The organism is Pseudomonas sp. GL_091, from assembly GCF_057837725.1.
In genome coordinates this window covers 3635974-3652119 of the sequence record NZ_CM174451.1, presented here as the reverse complement: position 1 = coordinate 3652119, position 16146 = coordinate 3635974, and the positions used below count along the sequence as shown (strand labels likewise).

General features: G+C 54.1%; 13 protein-coding genes. 10 read left to right on the top strand and 3 right to left on the bottom strand.

Going from position 1 to position 16146, the window contains the following annotated elements:
• Positions 1-263: 263 nt before the first annotated feature.
• Positions 264-1760, bottom strand: a complete 1497-nt coding sequence (locus tag AC3ITY_RS16640) for a CoA-acylating methylmalonate-semialdehyde dehydrogenase (RefSeq protein ID WP_489303706.1) — start codon at positions 1758-1760, stop codon at positions 264-266.
• 128 nt (positions 1761-1888) lie between these two features.
• Positions 1889-2806 (bottom strand): bifunctional methylenetetrahydrofolate dehydrogenase/methenyltetrahydrofolate cyclohydrolase FolD, encoded by a 918-nt coding sequence (gene folD, locus AC3ITY_RS16635; RefSeq protein ID WP_489303704.1) that lies wholly within the window; start codon positions 2804-2806, stop codon positions 1889-1891.
• A gap of 309 nt (positions 2807-3115) precedes the next feature.
• Here folD and AC3ITY_RS16630 point away from each other — a divergent pair, with 309 nt between their 5' ends.
• From AC3ITY_RS16630 to yddG, 10 genes are all read left to right on the top strand, one after another.
• A complete protein-coding gene (locus AC3ITY_RS16630) occupies positions 3116-3991 on the top strand; it encodes a LysR family transcriptional regulator (protein ID WP_489303702.1) in 876 nt (291 codons plus the stop codon).
• Positions 3992-4098: 107 nt separating this feature from the next.
• On the top strand, positions 4099-5751 hold the full coding sequence (locus AC3ITY_RS16625) for an electron transfer flavoprotein-ubiquinone oxidoreductase (protein WP_489303700.1): 1653 nt from the start codon (positions 4099-4101) through the stop codon (positions 5749-5751).
• Positions 5752-5998: 247 nt separating this feature from the next.
• Complete coding sequence (locus AC3ITY_RS16620; RefSeq protein WP_489303698.1) at positions 5999-6853, top strand: glycine betaine ABC transporter substrate-binding protein; 855 nt, start codon at positions 5999-6001, stop codon at positions 6851-6853.
• A 216-nt stretch (positions 6854-7069) separates the two neighbouring features.
• Positions 7070-7819 carry an electron transfer flavoprotein subunit beta/FixA family protein gene (locus AC3ITY_RS16615; RefSeq protein ID WP_489303696.1) on the top strand — a complete coding sequence of 250 codons (750 nt, stop codon included), beginning with the start codon at positions 7070-7072 and terminating at the stop codon, positions 7817-7819.
• A complete protein-coding gene (locus AC3ITY_RS16610; protein WP_489303694.1) occupies positions 7819-8757 on the top strand; it encodes an electron transfer flavoprotein subunit alpha/FixB family protein in 939 nt (312 codons plus the stop codon). The genes AC3ITY_RS16615 and AC3ITY_RS16610 overlap by 1 nt, the downstream gene beginning before the upstream one ends.
• Positions 8758-8767: 10 nt before the next feature.
• Positions 8768-9625 (top strand): formyltetrahydrofolate deformylase, encoded by an 858-nt coding sequence (gene purU / locus AC3ITY_RS16605; protein WP_489303692.1) that lies wholly within the window; start codon positions 8768-8770, stop codon positions 9623-9625.
• Between the two features lie 50 nt (positions 9626-9675).
• Positions 9676-12126 (top strand): GcvT family protein, encoded by a 2451-nt coding sequence (locus AC3ITY_RS16600; RefSeq protein WP_489303690.1) that lies wholly within the window; start codon positions 9676-9678, stop codon positions 12124-12126.
• Positions 12127-12305: 179 nt separating this feature from the next.
• The gene (folK, locus tag AC3ITY_RS16595) at positions 12306-12851 is read left to right on the top strand and encodes a 2-amino-4-hydroxy-6-hydroxymethyldihydropteridine diphosphokinase (RefSeq protein WP_489303688.1); all 546 of its coding nucleotides are present in this window, start codon (positions 12306-12308) and stop codon (positions 12849-12851) included.
• 152 nt (positions 12852-13003) lie between these two features.
• Positions 13004-13762, top strand: coding sequence for an SDR family NAD(P)-dependent oxidoreductase (locus AC3ITY_RS16590; protein ID WP_489303686.1), 759 nt, complete (start codon positions 13004-13006; stop codon positions 13760-13762).
• Between the two features lie 409 nt (positions 13763-14171).
• Positions 14172-15077 carry an aromatic amino acid DMT transporter YddG gene (gene yddG, locus AC3ITY_RS16585; protein ID WP_489303684.1) on the top strand — a complete coding sequence of 302 codons (906 nt, stop codon included), beginning with the start codon at positions 14172-14174 and terminating at the stop codon, positions 15075-15077.
• A gap of 240 nt (positions 15078-15317) precedes the next feature.
• On the opposite strand, the gene AC3ITY_RS16580 is transcribed toward yddG, so the two are convergent.
• Positions 15318-15926, bottom strand: a complete 609-nt coding sequence (locus AC3ITY_RS16580; protein ID WP_489303682.1) for a trimeric intracellular cation channel family protein — start codon at positions 15924-15926, stop codon at positions 15318-15320.
• Positions 15927-16146 lie beyond the last annotated feature (220 nt).

The following is a 16146-nucleotide window of genomic DNA, read 5'->3' as shown; positions in this document are numbered from 1 at the left end:
GATTTTTTTGGCTATGCCTATTGCAATAGATTTGAATACGCAAGGATGTGCCATTCCTTGCCAAGCCGAAAAAGAAGGCCGCCAGTGTGCAAGCGGCCAGGTCTCTAGCCCGACCAAGACTATCGACGAAAGCTCAGTAATGACGAACTCGAGCCCCTTTCCCAGGGGGGCGAGTCAACCGTAAACCCTCCACGGTGCAAGCAGCGTTTCCATCTTCTTTCCCGACAGAAGAGTTGATGGCACGCTGCTCAAACGCATTACCCCTAGCTGTTGCTAGGGAAAGCAAACTGTGCGGCTTCATGACTGGTGCGCTTTGGCCAGCGTTGAGTGATGGCTTTCTTGCGCGTGTAGAAGCGAACACCATCGGGACCGTAGGCATGCAAGTCGCCAAACAGCGAGCGCTTCCAGCCACCGAAGCTGTGATAGCTGACGGGCACCGGCAGTGGTACGTTGACGCCCACCATGCCCACTTCAATTTCATCGCAGAACAGACGAGCAGCTTCACCATCGCGGGTGAAAATGCAGGTACCGTTTCCATACTCGTGGCTGTTGATCAGCTGCATCGCCGCTTCCAGGCTGCTGACTCGTACGACGCACAGTACCGGGCCGAAGATTTCTTCTTTGTAGATACGCATTTCCGGGGTCACATTATCGAACAGCGTACCACCGAGAAAATACCCATCTTCGTGGCCGGCGACACGATAGCCGCGTCCATCGACCACTAGCTTCGCACCCGAAGTCAAACCATCGTCAATGTAGCTGACCACCTTGTCTCGAGCGGCAGCGGTTACCAGAGGGCCCATGTCAAGTCCACAGGAGGAACCCGCGCCGATCTTCAATGCCTTTATTTGTGGCTCAAGCTTGGCAATAAGCGCATCGGCCACTTGGTCCCCGACGCACACGGCAACAGAGATTGCCATGCAGCGTTCACCACACGAGCCATAGGCTGCACCCATCAGCGCGTTTACCGCGTTATTCAGATCTGCATCGGGCATCAACACGGCGTGGTTTTTTGCGCCACCCAACGCTTGCACGCGTTTGCCACGTTTGGTGCCTTCGGCGTAAATATATTCCGCGATCGGAGTCGAGCCGACGAAGCTCAATGCCTTCACCTCCGGAGCTTCGATAAGTGCATCGACCGCTTCTTTGTCGCCATGGACCACATTGAGTACGCCTTTGGGCAAACCGGCCTCATGCAGTAACTGAGCAATCAATAGCGTAGAACTCGGGTCGCGTTCGGACGGCTTGAGAATGAAGGTATTGCCGCAGGCGATCGCCAGTGGATACATCCATAGTGGCACCATGGCCGGGAAATTGAATGGAGTAATACCGGCGACCACTCCTATGGGTTGCAGATCGCTCCAAGCGTCAATGTTGGGACCGACATTACGGCTGTATTCGCCCTTTAAGATCACCGGCGCCGCCGCGGCAAACTCAACGTTTTCGATACCACGTTTCAGTTCACCCACGGCGTCTTCAATTGTCTTGCCATGCTCCTCGCTGATCAGCAAGGCAATACGTTGCTCGTTGGCTTCGAGCAATTGCTTGAATCGAAACATGACTTGGGCGCGCTTGGCTGGTGGTGTGTTGCGCCAAGCTGGGAATGCAGCCTGAGCCGCATCTATCGCCTGTTGAACCGTGGCGCGGGAAGCCAAGCCAAGTTTGTGAATCGCCTGACCTGTAGCAGGATTGAAAACGTCACTGGTGCGGGCGTTATCGGCGAAAGATTCGCCATTGATGAAATGTTCGATAGTCGTCATCGTCGTTCCTAGAATCAAGTTCAAAGCTGCTTAAAGAGAGAGGCCGAGGCCACTGCACTGCGGGGCAACCGGTCATAAAGTTTTGTTAAACGCTTCGATGCCTGTGCAGTCGTCACATGCCATGCTCTTCAATAGCGGTCGGCCCTTTCGCTTTCGATGGCTTCAGCCGCTACCAGCGTGTTACGCATCAGACATGCCACTGTCATTGGGCCGACGCCACCAGGTACAGGCGTAATGGCCGCTGCGACAGAGCTGACCGACTCGAAATCGACGTCGCCAACAAGTACCGAGCGCCCATCTTTGTCAACACGGTTGATACCCACATCGATCACGATGGCACCCGGCTTAATGGCCTCGGCATTGATAAACTCCGCCTTACCCATGGCAACGATCAAAATATCAGCCTGACGGCATTCGCTATTCAGATCTCGGGTCTTGGAGTGCACGATCGTCACGGTGCAGTTTTCCTGGAGAAGCAAATTGGCCATTGGCTTGCCGACAATGTTCGACCTGCCCACGATGACTGCTTTTTTTCCGCTCAAATCACCCAGTTGGTCCCTTAACATCATCAAACAACCCAGCGGTGTGCATGGAATGAGGGAAGCCTTGCCCTGGCCTAGCAGCCCAACGTTAATCGGGTGAAAACCGTCAACGTCCTTAGCTGGATCGATCGCGGTAATGACTTTGGATTCATCGATATGGGCGGGTAATGGCAACTGCACCAGGATCCCGTGGACGTAGCGATCATTGTTCAATTTGTCTATCAGTTGCAGTAGCTCAGCTTGCGATGTAGTGCTGTCAAGCAAGTGTGGAAATGAGTCGATACCGGACTCCAACGCTTTTTTCATTTTCGTTTTGACATAGACCTGGCTGGCAGGATCATGACCGACCAGCACCACAGCAAGACCCGGCGCTCTGCCGCGTTTTTCACGAAACGCCCGCGCACCTATGGCAACTGATTTGCGCAGCGTTTCGGCGAATCCCTTGCCGTCAATGATGTCGGCCTGGGTGCTTAGGGTTTGATCCAATAGTTGAGTCATCTTCATCTTGTCCTATCCTGTCAGCGGTCAGAAAAAACGGCATTCAAGCCTTCAAGTGTCGCCCTTTGAGTCATACAGGCAGCCACGAATCATCTTTGCCGGATATGGTTCTCTTGATATCTGCACGGCAAGTTCCCTTTCCAGAGCCGCTAGCTCCTCCGTAGAGGCAACCCAATGCCATCCTTCGAGAGGGTGGTTGAAAAACAACTTCGCTGGCGTTCAGGCCGGGTGCGCTGAATGCTAAGGTGGTTGAGTAGTCGCTACAAACGATGTATACGGCCTATATTTATAAGTAGGGCTAATGGGAGATTGTCCATGTCGTTGACCAACCTTCAGTTGAACTGGCTGCGAACATTCGAGTCGGTAGGTCGTCATTTGAGCTTTTCCGCGGCGGCGATCGAGTTGAACATGAGTCAGTCGGCAGTCAGCCAACAGATCAAGTTGCTGGAGCACAAGCTCGGCAAGCCTCTCTTTCAGCGTCAGACCCGTTCGATTCAACTGACCGTATCGGGCCGAGCGTACCTGGCGGTGGTGAGAGAGGGCCTCTGGCACATGCATCAGGGCATGAACAATATCTTCAGCTCGGTGGCGCAGGGCGTTCTTGAGATCAGCGTGAACAACTCCTTCGCGCAGCTCTGGCTGGCACCGCGAATGGAGAGATTTGCCGAGTTATATCCGCAAATCTCGCTGCGCATGTATGGCGTGAACTGGGAAGCCGATGCGCCGCCGAGCAGCGCAGAGCTTGAGATACGCTACGGCTCCGGAAACTGGCAGCAATATGATGTCCAGCAACTGCTTTCCACCGAATTGCGGCCCTACTGTTCACTGGATGTTGCGGCCAAGCTGCGCAGCGCCGGCGGACTGCTAAGCCTGGCGCTTATCGATGTTCTGGGTACGCCCAACGGTTGGAGCGATTGGCTGGCCTCGCATCCACAGGGCGAGGCTGAGAACTATCAGAGGTTCTATGTGGACAGCTATGCCATTGCCGCCAGCATGGCGATCGAGAACGCAGGTGTGTGCCTGCTCAATGAGGAACTGGTCGAGAAGTCCAGGCTTCGCGGGCAACTCGTCTCTCCGCTGGAACAGAGCATCGAGAGCCTGGCGGGGTTCTATTTGCTCAAGCCACTTAGTAAACCGCTGTCGGGAGCAGCACAGGCATTTTGTAACTGGTTGGAGTCTGAACTTCGGTAACGAATTAGCTCCGCTTATTAATCAGCAATGGATACATCGTTTGTTGTGACGTGAGAAGCGCTCGTAGCATGGGCTCCAGAGGCACGATTCAATGCCTGGAGGCTGTGATGCAACGCGATGCAATGGAATTCGATGTAGTCGTAGTGGGTGGCGGACCCGCTGGATTGTCCACCGCGATTCGCCTGCGACAACTGGCGCTGGAAGCAGGGCGTGAGCTATCTGTGTGCCTGGTGGAAAAGGGCGCGGAGATCGGTGCGCACATTTTGTCCGGCGCGGTGTTCGAGCCTTCAGCTCTCAACGAGTTGCTTCCGGAATGGCGCGAGATGGGTGCACCGCTGCAAACGCCAGTGAGTTCGGACGAGATTTATTATCTGTCGTCGTCACGCTTGTCGATCAGGGTGCCGGGTGTCTTGGCTCCCGAGACGATGCACAACGAAGGCAATTACATAGTCAGCTTGGGGAACGTCTGCCGTTGGCTCGGTCAGCAGGCTGAAGCACTGGGAGTGGATGTTTTTGCCGGCTTTCCTGCCTCTGATGTTCTGTATGACGAGCAGGGACGAGTCAAGGGCGTGGTCACTGCTGACATGGGCGTCGATCGATCCGGTAATCCCAAAGGTAGTTTCACCCCAGGTATCGAGTTGATTGGCAAGCAGACGGTGTTTGCCGAAGGTTGCCGAGGTCACTTGGGAAAACAATTGATCCATCAGTACCGGCTGGACGCTGACTCTGATCCTCAGCATTACGGTTTGGGTATCAAGGAGGTCTGGGAGATCCCGGCCGAGCAGCATGTTCCGGGCTTGGTGATTCATAGTACCGGGTGGCCCTTGACCGTGAGTGGTGCCCAAGGCGGAGCCTTCATGTATCACCTGGAGAACTGCCAGGTCGTGATCGGCCAGGTCGTTGACCTCAACTACCGCAATCCCTTCCTCTCTCCTTTCGATGAGCTGCAGCAACTCAAACACCATCCGCTCTATGAGCAATTCCTGCGGGGTGGATCGCGCATCAGCTACGGTGCCCGAGCGATTGCCAAAGGCGGGCTGCAGTCGCTGCCCAAGATGCATTTTCCGGGTGGCTTGCTGATCGGTTGTGACGCAGGCACTTTGAATTTCGCCAAAATCAAAGGTTCGCACACGGCGATGAAATCCGGAATCCTGGCCGCGGAAACAATCTTTGAAGCCCTCATCGTCAATGAGGCGGCTGGTCAGGATCTGGCAAACTATGCGATCCGATTCAAAAACTCCTCCATTCATGAGGAGTTGCACCAGCAACGTAATTTTGGCCCCGCATTGCATCGTTTCGGCAGCCTGATCGGCGCGGCTTATGCTTGGTTCGACTTGAACCTGCTCAAGGGAAAAACACCTTGGACCCTGCGTGACACGCGTGCCGATTATTCGACCATGGTGCGCGCTGATCAAGCGAAGGCCATTGAGTACCCCAAACCGGACAATGTGCTGAGTTTCGACAAGACCTCTTCAGTTTATCTGTCTAACACCAACCACGAAGAAGATCAGCCCTGCCATTTAGTACTCAGGGATGCGCAATTGCCGATCGCTTTTAATTTGACGACTTATGCCGAACCCGCGCAGCGTTATTGTCCGGCCGGAGTGTATGAGGTGGTTGAAGATACGGAGCAAAAGCGTTTCCAGATCAATGCGCAGAATTGCCTGCATTGTAAGACCTGTGACATCAAGGACCCGAGCCAAAATATTAACTGGCGCGTTCCTGAAGGTGGTGGTGGTCCAAATTACACCAGCATGTAAGGAAATCAGGAGCTTGACGACTGAGAAAGAAACACGGTGAGTGCGAGGCGCGAAAAACGAGACGAACATTAACCATTATTGAAAGCCATTTTTGATGTTTAAAGGAGGTGCATAGTGTCCAAATGAAGATGCCCAATTGCTCAAGACAACGAAGTTGGGCATGGAAAACCCGTTAGGGATGGTAAGACCACACCGCAATAATAAAACCTGCCAAAAGTACAACAAGCCAGTACTGAGGAACTTAAAGATGAGTGTGTACCAGAAAATAGTGGCAATCTTTGTAATGCTGTTTGCTTGCGCGATCGCACGGGCGGACGAACCGAAACAAATCAAACTGGGAACGATGGGCTGGGAAGATCTCAACACTATTACCCTCATCGGCAAGCGTATGCTGGAGAAGGAGGGGTATAAAGTAGAGATGACCCAGTTCTCGGAATGGGGTATCGCCTATAGTGCGTTGATTCGCGGTGACATCGACCTGCTGGTGTCAGAAGTCAACTATGTAACAGTTGACTACTGGAAGAAGAGTAAGGAGCGTCTGGAAAAAGTATCTGTGGTCTCGCATGGACTGAGTTCGGGCATCGTTGTGCCGAGTTACATGAAGATCAACTCAATTGAAGAGCTTAACGGCATAAAGGATCAAGTTGAAGGCACGATCGTCGGAATCGAGCCGGGCTCGGGCCTGATGCGTGAACTGCATGAGGCGGTCAAACAGTACGGGTTGGACTATAAGGTGATCGATTCCAGCACCGCAGCAATGACCGCAGAACTGCAATCGTCCCTTGAACTTAAGAAGCCTATCGTCACAGTGCTTTGGGAGCCTTCCTGGATGATGCAGAAGTTCGATGTCAAGTATCTGAAGGATCCGAAGCACGTTTTTGCTCCGCCGCAAAGCTACTACTGGATTGCCAGGAAAGGTTTCTCCGCCAAGAACTCTCACGCCCGCGAAGTACTTGCCAGCGTTTATGTGCCGATTGGCGATGTGACTGCCATGACTACGGATATCAAGAACGGCGCCACGTTCGAGCAGGCCGCGGACAATTGGTGGAACAAAAATACCGATCTTGTCAGTCGCTGGTCTGAGTTATCCAAAGCTGACTGACCCTGCTCAGCAGGCAAGCATATCGCGCTTCCTGCGCGTTCCTGATTACACCAGCACGTTGTTTTTAACCCGGCTTATGCCGGGTTTTTTTTCGATTGGCATCCTTCCTACTTATAAGGTCATCTTATGTATGAGTGCTGGATAGATCGTTTGTAAGAGGTTATTGAGGCTTATAGCATCCCTCTGAAGCAGTCATGGACTTATTCGGAGGTAGATATGAAGGTGCTGGTGGCGGTGAAGCGGGTCCTGGACGCTAACGTCAAGGTCCGGGTCAAGACGGATGAGTCTGACGTGGAGTTGAGCAACGTAAAAATGTCGATCAACCCCTTTTGTGAAATCGCGGTCGAGGCAGCGTTGCAGTTGAAGGAAAGCGGGCAAGCCAGTGAGGTTATAGCAGTATCCGTGGGGCCAGATGTTTGTCAGGAACAGTTACGTACAGCGCTGGCCATGGGGGCGGACCGCGCCGTGCTGATCAAATCGGCGAGCGATCTTGAACCGCTGGCCATCGCCAAGTTGCTCAACGAAGTGGTCAAGCGCGAAGCCCCCAGCCTCGTGCTGTTGGGTAAACAGTCCATCGATGGAGACAACAACCAGACCGGCCAGATGTTGTCCGCTTTAATGGGCAGTTCTCAAGGCGCGTTCGCCTCGGACATCAAGGTGGTCGGGGAATGGGTCAACGTGACCCGTGAGGTCGACGGCGGCCTGGAAACCCGAAGCCTTCGTCTGCCTGCCGTGGTAACTGCTGACCTGCGCTTGAACGAGCCGCGCTACGCATCGCTGCCCAACATCATGAAGGCCAAGAAAAAGCCTCTGGAAGTTATCGAGGCCAATGACCTTGGAATCGACATTGCTCCACGGCTGAAAGTCATCAGGGTGAGTGCACCTCAAGAGCGCCAAGCAGGTGTTCGCGTGAGCAGCGTGGAAGAACTGGTTCAAAAGTTGAAGAACGAAGCGGGGGTGATCTGATGGCTGTTTTGTTGATTGCTGAGCACCAGGATGGAGTGCTCAAGCTGGCAACCTTGAATGCATTGACCGCCGCTGCACGCCTTGACGCGTCGGTTGAAGTGCTGGTCGCCGGGAAGCATGCAGGGCGCGTTGCCGAAGAAATCGCAACCTTCACCGGAGTCAATCAGGTGTTGATCGCTGATGCACCGGCCTACGCTGACCAAGGTGTCGAAAATGTGGCCGCGCTGGTTACTGAGCTGGTGACAACTTCGACCTACAGCCATGTACTGGCCGCTTCTACAGCCTTTGGTAAAAACCTGTTGCCACGCGTAGCGGCGTTGCTCGACGTGGCCCAGATCAGCGACGTGGTGGAAATCATCTCCATCAGTCGTTTTGTGCGCCCGTTTTATGCCGGCAATGCCTTAGCCACCGTTGAAAGTGTTGATCCGGTGAAAGTTCTGACGGTACGCACCACTGCATTTGCGGCAGCAGAAAAATCCGCATCCAGCGCTGCGGTCACGGCGCTCACACTTGCACACGAAACTGGCCTCTCCAGGTTCGTCAGTGCCGACTTCAGCGTGTCGGAGCGGGTCGAGCTGACCTCGGCCAAGATCATCATTGCCGGTGGTCGTGGAATGGGCAGTGGGGCGAATTTCGCCCTGTTGGAAAAAGTTGCCGACAAGCTCGGCGCGGCGGTCGGAGCATCGCGGGCGGCAGTCGATGCCGGGTTTGTTTCCAACGACATGCAGGTCGGCCAGACCGGCAAGATCGTCGCGCCGCAACTGTATATCGCTGTGGGTATCTCGGGTGCCATCCAACATTTGGCGGGCATGAAAGATTCAAAAATCATCGTTGCGATCAACAAGGATGAAGAAGCCCCGATTTTCCGGATCGCCGACTACGGCCTGGTAGCTGATCTGTTTGAAGCCGTCCCCGCGCTTGAAGCTGTACTGTCTTGAGGAGCCTGAAATGAATACAAAGCGTACCTACACCTTCGCATTCGATTGTCCTGACCGTGTAGGGATCATCACCCGCACAGCTGGGCTTTTTGCCAGCCACGGCGGTTGGGTCGAAGAGGCCTCTCAGTTCTCGGATGAAGAAAGTAACCGCTTCTTCAGCCGTATGGTGGTTCGAGCCGATTCGCTGCCCTTTGACATGGAGGTGTTACGCGGCAAGGTTGAACCAGTCGCCCAGGAAATGAACATGAACTGGCGGCTGGTGGACAGTGATCAGCGTAAACGTGTGGTTTTGATGTGCAGCAAGGGCTCGCACTGCATGACTGACTTGTTGGACCGATGGAAGACTGGAGATTTGGTCTGTGACATTGCTTGCGTGATTTCAAACCATGAAGACCTGCGCAGCCTGGTGGAGTGGTACGGCATTCCTTTCGAGTACGTACCGGTGGACAAGGACAACAAGTCAGCAGGTTTTGTCCGGACTGAACGTTTGATCGATGAATACCGTGCCGACTGCATCGTATTAGCGCGGTACATGCAAATTCTTCCTCAAAATCTGTGCGAGAAATACCGGCACAAGGTCATCAACATCCACCACAGCTTTCTGCCGTCATTCATTGGTGCCAAGCCTTATCACCAAGCCTCTCGACGCGGTGTGAAGCTTATCGGTGCTACCTGTCACTACGTCACCGAGGAGCTTGATGAAGGGCCGATTATTGAGCAGGACGTTGCACGGGTCAGTCATGAGCAAACAGTCGATGACCTGGTCAGGCTTGGCAAGGACGTCGAGAAGACAGTACTGGCGCGGGGGCTTCGCAACCATCTTGAAGACCGCGTGCTGGTGTATGGCAATAAAACCGTCGTTTTATAACCCAATCATCGAGTCAGTTGCCCCTTTGGCAACCGGCCTTGGAGTTTCACATGAGCAATAGCATTCCGAGCTCAGCTCGCGTAGTCATCGTCGGTGGTGGGGTCATCGGTTGTAGCGTTGCCTATCACCTGACCAAACTGGGCATCAAAGATGTGGTGTTGCTGGAGCGCAAGACGCTGACCTGCGGCACCACCTGGCATGCGGCTGGCCTGGTGCCGACTTTGCGTGCGACCTACAACATGAGCATGCTGGCCAAATACAGTGCCGGGTTGTACGAGGGTCTTGAGGCAGAAACCGGGCAAGCGACTGGCTTTGTTCGCAATGGTTCGCTGAGCATCGCCACTCATCAGGAGCGTTTCACCGAGCTTAAGCGTGGCGCCTCGATGGCAAAGTTGTGCGGCTTCCCTTGCGAGGTGGTGAATCCGGAGCAAGCGCTGGATCTTTGGCCGCTGCTGAACATCGATGACATCGTCGGTGGTGTTTATTTGCCTCTGGACGGCGTCGTGAACCCGGTGGACGTGACCCAGGCGTTGGCCAAGGGGGCGCGCATGGGCGGTGCGCGGATCATCGAGAACACCCAGGTTCTGGACATCAAGATCAAGGACGGGAAAGCCGCAGGCGTGGTGACCGCTCAAGGCGATATCGACGCCGAGTTCGTCGTCAACTGTGCGGGGATGTGGGCGCGCAATTTTGGCAAGAAGGCCGGGGTCAATATTCCGCTGCACGCGGCGGAGCACTACTATGTAGTGACCGAGCCGATGCCGGAAATCAACGGCATCATGCTGCCCACCTTGCGCGACTTGGACAACTACAACTACTTCAAGACCGATGCCGGCAAACTGTTGGTGGGTACGTTCGAGCCCAACGCCAAACCTTGGGGCCACGAGGGGATTCCCGACAGCTTTTGCTTCGATGAGTTACCTCCTGATCTTGACCACCTTGAACCCTATCTTGAAGCGGCCATCCGCCGTATTCCGGCGATGGAAAAGACTGGCTTGCAAGTCTTCTTCAATGGACCAGAAAGCTTTACCCCGGACGATCGCTACCACTTGGGCGAAGCGCCGGAGCTGCGCAATTACTTTGTTGCCGCCGGTTTCAACTCGGTTGGCATCCAGTCGGCAGGTGGCGCGGGCAAAGTGCTGGCCGAGTGGATCGCCAAAGGCCATGCGCCGATGGATTTGTGGGACGTGGATATCAAGCGCAACCTGCCGTTCCAAGGCAATTCGCAATACTTGTACGACCGCACAACCGAAGGCCTCGGTTTGCTCTATGCGATGCATTGGCCATTCCGTCAGTTTGAAACCGCTCGGAACGCCCGTAAAAGCATTCTCCACGATCGCCTTGTCGCGGCTAATGCCTGCTATGGCGAAGTGGTTGGCTGGGAGCGCGCAAACTTCTTCGCTCCTGAAGGCGTGAAGCCTGAATACGGCTACAGCTGGGGCAAGCAGAACTGGTTCGACTGGTCGGCTGCCGAACACCTGGCAGTGCGCAAGACCGTGGGGTTGTTCGATCAGAGTTCCTTCGCCAAAATTCTGGTGCAAGGACGTGATGCAATGTCGGTGATGAACCGCATCTGCAGTAACAATATCGATGTCGAACCCGGCAAGATCGTTTACACCCAGTGGCTCAATGAGCGCGGTGGCATCGAAGCGGACCTGACCGTAACACGGCTGGAGAAAGATTCTTTCCTGATCGTCACCGGTCCATGGACACAGACCCGTGAATTGAACTGGTTGCGCCGCAATACGCCGGCGGAGGCTAACGTGGTGATCACCGATGTCACTTCGTCCATGGCTGTAATCAGCATCATGGGTCCCAATGCCCGCAACCTGTTGCAACCCCTTACTACCGATGACCTTTCCAATGAAGGCTTCCCGTTCGCCACCTCGCGGGAGATCGAATTGGGATACGCCCGCGTACGCGCCTCGCGGATCACTTACGTCGGTGAACTGGGATGGGAGCTTTACATCCCTACCGAGTTTGCCCCTGATGTGTTCGACCGAATCGTTGCCGCCGGCGAACCTCATGGTCTGAAACTCTGTGGCTACCATGCGTTGAATTCCTTGCGCATCGAGAAGGGCTATCGCCACTTCGGGCATGACGTGATGGAAGAAGACACCCCTCTGGAAGCCGGCCTGTCCTTCGCTTCTGATTTCAACAAGGCGGGCGGTTTTATCGGCAAGGAAGCATTGCTCAAACAGAAAGCCGAGGGCGTTAAAAAACGTATGGTGTTGTTCAAGTTCCTGGACCCTGAGGCCACCAGTTACCACGAGGAGCCGATCTTCCGAAATGGGGAAATCGTTGGCCGCACCACGTCCGGAATGTACGGTCATTTCATCGGCGGCAACGTGGCGATGGGATATGTATGCAGTGATGCAGGCGTAACTGCTGATTGGGTCAAGGAGGGCAAGTACGAAATTGAGATTGCGGCGCAAAAATACGAGGTCGAAGCGAGCCTGCGCGCTTTTTATGATCCAGAGATGACAAACATCAAGTGCTGATGAGCTAGTGCTCACCTGTCCCGGTGAATGGGACAGGTGAGTGTGCCTAGTAGAAAAAACTGGTCGATAAAATCGCAACAGCTGTTTTATGGCCGCTGCGTATCGATGGGCTTAGCCACTGTATAAATGCCTAGGCACGTAAGAGCCGAACCCTCACAGCTACAAGGAAATTCAGTGCCATGTCGACGCTGGTGTATCTGGGGGTGGGCAGTAATTGCGAACGGGAATTGAACCTGCAATGCGCTCTGAATTTTCTATTTGCATTATTGAGTGACGGGCGATGTTCTCCGGTGTATTCCTCCGCGCCGATAGGTGCACGCGGTTGTGATTTTTTCAATCTGGTGATGTGCGGGAAAACCGATCTATCGCTGGAAGAACTCTCTCGAGTGATCAAGCGCTTCGAGTCGAAGTACGTTCGTCGATTTGAGCCATCCCTGGTAATGCCTATTGATATTGACGTGCTTCTTTACGGTAGTTACGTCGGTGAATTCAAGGGAGGCGTTTTGCCGAGGCGTGATCTTGTCGAAAGTCCCTACGTGATGCTGCCGATTTCTATGCTTGCTCCGCACGATACTCACCCCGTTTCTGGGATGACGTTCAGCGGCATCTGGCGGGAGTTTGAGCGTCAGGTAACCAGGAGAAACCGACCAGTGAGGGTGAAGGCATCGAGGCACATCAGGATGGCCTTTCGCGCTGCGAGGGCCACATGCGGGATCATCATTTAAGTCTGGAATTGGAGGTCCTGGCCGCTTTGCTAAGTAGATGTTCAGTACTCACCCGTATATTCCTCCGTGGCTGCCGGCTGCGTGGACGACGTTTTTTTAACGTTGTTCAGCCCAGGTACTGGCGCGAACCCCGTATCCGTTTAAGGTGAATTATGAGACTTAATAACAAAGTCGCAGTAGTGACCGGCGGTGGCCGTGGCATTGGGAAGGGCATCTCGGAAAAGTTGCTTGAGTGCGGCGCGCGCTTGCTAATTGCACAACGCCAGCCGCTTGAAGGTGACTTGTTCGACGACCCTCGCGTTATATGGTTCGGCGTGGATTTGGCCGAACCGGGTGCGCCTGTCGCTATTGCCGAAGCAGTAGAACAGCACCTGGGAGGCGCAGATATTCTGGTCAATAACGCTGGCATCATGTTTGAGCGCTCCCTCGACGAAATGTCAGAGGAAGAATGGGACAAGATGATGGCGATCAACATGCGCGCGCCGGTGTTTCTCGCTAAGGCCCTGCTTGGTCAGATGCGCCGTCGCGGCGGGGGCAGCATTATCAATATTAGCTCCATCGAAGGGATTGGCTCTAATCCGTGGCATGCAGCCTATTGCGCCTCGAAGGCAGGAGTACATGGTTTCACCCGCGCACTGGCGGTCGATCTGGGGCGAGACGGTATTCGCTGCAACGCGATTGCACCGGGCTGGATTAACTCCGATCTCAGCGATTCTTACATCAACAAACAAGCCAATCCGGAACAGGCCCGACGAGGGCTGCTCGGCCTACACCCGGTCGGCCGTACGGGCGAGTCGCAGGATATCGGTGGAGCGGTTGCCTTTCTCGCTAGCGATGATGCGGCGTTCATAACGGGCCAGGTTTTGATAGTCGACGGCGGTCGTACGGCAAAGTTGCCGCTGCCGTTCTGACGTTGCCACTACCAACACCCGGCCTTAGACAGTAAGACGGCCTTAAGAATGAGTGGCATAAAATTGATGTGTTCGCCTAAAAGAAATGCACTCCCTTTAGGCGAGTGAGCCTTCAGCCAACCGTGCAGAACAGTTCCGGAATTTGCGAATCCTGTGCTCAGCTCTTGATCTCTCAAATCGATAGTAATGTGCAGATCAAGGGCGCGTGGCGATGTGGTCGAGAGTCTACGGAGACAGCGTGCAGGGCCGCCACTGTTGAGTGTAGTTGATCGATCTAAGGGCCATTAGATCTCGTCGCGCAGGAAGGAGGTCAAGTTGTCAAGAAGACAGGGCCAATAGTTTCCATTAACTAAAAGACCATAAGAAAGCAAAACTCAAATACTCACCGCAATTAGAGCGAGAGGGAAAGATGCAGATCAGAGGTGAACGTGCAGCCACTGCGTGTGGATTAGTGGCGATAGCTTTGTGGAGCACCGCCGCCGGACTTATCAGGAGCATTAGCGAAATTTTTGGCCCATTGGGCGGTGCGGCGATGATCTTTTCGTTAGGCGCATTCATGCTACTTGGGTTTTTGGGACGACCGCAATTGCATTCGACATCCAGGTTTTATCTCCTGGTGGGAAGCGCCCTTTTTGTTGCGAACGAGATATGCCTTTCACTCGCTCTAGGCTTTGCCAGCAATCGAATACAAGCAATCGAACTGGGTGTGGTGAATTACCTGTGGCCTTGTCTGACCGTCCTGCTTGCCATCATCATGAACGGACAAAAAACACGCTGGATTATCGTTCCTGGTACGCTGCTGGCGCTTTTCGGCATCGTGTGGGTTGTGAGTGGCGATGGGGCATCACTACCTCGCCTCGTTTCCAACGTTGAGTCCAACCCACTCAGTTACAGCCTCGCATTAGCGTGTGCAACTACATTTGCTTTGTACTGCAATGTCACACGAAAGTATGGGGGAGGGCAGAATCTTGTCGTTTTGTTTTTCATTCTGACAGCGGGCGTACTTTGGCTGAAATACGCATTTAGCAGTGAGATGATTTCCGGCTTCTCCCCGGGCAGTGTTTTGCAATTGATCGCCGCTGGCATTGCCATGGCGGGAGGTTATGCTCTGTGGAACGTCGGTATTTTGCGGGGTAATCTCACGTTGCTGGCTACCTCGTCATACTCCGCACCAGTCTTGTCGTCGGCATTCGCGGGTGTTTGGCTGGGGGTCGATTTGAAAGCGCAGTTTTGGCAGGGCGCGCTGCTAGTAACTGCCGGTTCGCTCATATGCTGGCAGGCGACACGGCAACGTACAAATTCAGCTGATTGCTGAAAACTCATACCCTCGGTAGCGGATTCGTTGCATTGCTTCGCGCGTGAAACTCTACCTCTATGGCTAATGCTAGATGCCCGCGAACGCAGGTCTGAGCATTGCATCAATTACGTTTTACGCGCAGCCAACGCAGAGCATAAGTTTGGTATGAGCAAGCGTGTACCTACCATCAGCGTCCTGGACACTGCTGGACAAGTCGCTCACTCCCCGATCACCTATACCGGGCGATGTTCTAAGTAATCATCCCTGCCTGGTGGAGAATATCGCCGGCATCTGTAGGTGTTTGTAAATGGCGAAAAATCTGAGGCCGAAGGTGAAGATCAAAGCGATCCAACCGGCAATCCAGATCGATGGCAACAGATCGCGCAACAGCACATAGAGGCTGCATCCCAGCAAAAGTGGTGTGGCATAAATATCACGGGACATCAGCAGTGAAACTCTCCCGGCTAATACATCACGTGCGATGCCTCCGCCAATACTGGTCAGCACCCCCATCATTACTGCCAAAGGCGCGGCGAGGTGCAATGCCATTACTTTCTCGGTAGCGGACAAGGCGAACAGTGCAGCCGCCAGACCATCGAGATAGAGCAACAGGCGATAACGTCGTTGCAGTCCTTGGGTCAGAAAAAATGCCAGTAGCGCGGCAAACAACGCCACCCAAATGTAATTGAAGTCGGCAATCCAAAAGATCGGCAGATCCAGCAGCAGGTCTCGCAGGGTGCCTCCACCAATAGCGGTGATAATACCGAGCACCATGGCACCGAAGAAATCGACTTCGGCTTTTTTGATAGCCAATACACCGGTGATGGAAAACACCGCAATGCCCAACATTTCCTGGAAATAAAGCATCCAGTATTCCTTTTTAAGCTTGTTCGTCAGTTGAACGATGGCGATGAAAGCATCCTGCGTTATGCCGATCTGCAGGGCATTGTTGTGACGCCACCATAACTGAACTCTTATGGGCAGTCCTTGTTAAATGCTCGGTGTCGTTCACTTTGGCCTGCACACTCTCACTGTGTGGTAATCGGTAACGTTGCTCCTTTGGCGAGGGAAGGGCATTGATAGGGTC

What these genes read in the sequence shown, in the direction of transcription:
- AC3ITY_RS16630 (WP_489303702.1), top strand. Translation starts at nt 3,116, where the DNA reads ATGTCGTTGACCAACCTTCAGTTGAACTGGCTGCGAACATTCGAGTCG.
- AC3ITY_RS16620 (WP_489303698.1), top strand. Translation starts at nt 5,999, where the DNA reads ATGAGTGTGTACCAGAAAATAGTGGCAATCTTTGTAATGCTGTTTGCT.
- yddG (WP_489303684.1), top strand. Translation starts at nt 14,172, where the DNA reads ATGCAGATCAGAGGTGAACGTGCAGCCACTGCGTGTGGATTAGTGGCG.
- AC3ITY_RS16625 (WP_489303700.1), top strand. Translation starts at nt 4,099, where the DNA reads ATGCAACGCGATGCAATGGAATTCGATGTAGTCGTAGTGGGTGGCGGA.
- folK (WP_489303688.1), top strand. Translation starts at nt 12,306, where the DNA reads ATGTCGACGCTGGTGTATCTGGGGGTGGGCAGTAATTGCGAACGGGAA.
- AC3ITY_RS16610 (WP_489303694.1), top strand. Translation starts at nt 7,819, where the DNA reads ATGGCTGTTTTGTTGATTGCTGAGCACCAGGATGGAGTGCTCAAGCTG.
- AC3ITY_RS16590 (WP_489303686.1), top strand. Translation starts at nt 13,004, where the DNA reads ATGAGACTTAATAACAAAGTCGCAGTAGTGACCGGCGGTGGCCGTGGC.
- AC3ITY_RS16580 (WP_489303682.1), bottom strand. Translation starts at nt 15,926, where the DNA reads ATGCTTTATTTCCAGGAAATGTTGGGCATTGCGGTGTTTTCCATCACC.
- AC3ITY_RS16600 (WP_489303690.1), top strand. Translation starts at nt 9,676, where the DNA reads ATGAGCAATAGCATTCCGAGCTCAGCTCGCGTAGTCATCGTCGGTGGT.
- AC3ITY_RS16640 (WP_489303706.1), bottom strand. Translation starts at nt 1,760, where the DNA reads ATGACGACTATCGAACATTTCATCAATGGCGAATCTTTCGCCGATAAC.
- AC3ITY_RS16615 (WP_489303696.1), top strand. Translation starts at nt 7,070, where the DNA reads ATGAAGGTGCTGGTGGCGGTGAAGCGGGTCCTGGACGCTAACGTCAAG.
- purU (WP_489303692.1), top strand. Translation starts at nt 8,768, where the DNA reads ATGAATACAAAGCGTACCTACACCTTCGCATTCGATTGTCCTGACCGT.
- folD (WP_489303704.1), bottom strand. Translation starts at nt 2,806, where the DNA reads ATGAAGATGACTCAACTATTGGATCAAACCCTAAGCACCCAGGCCGAC.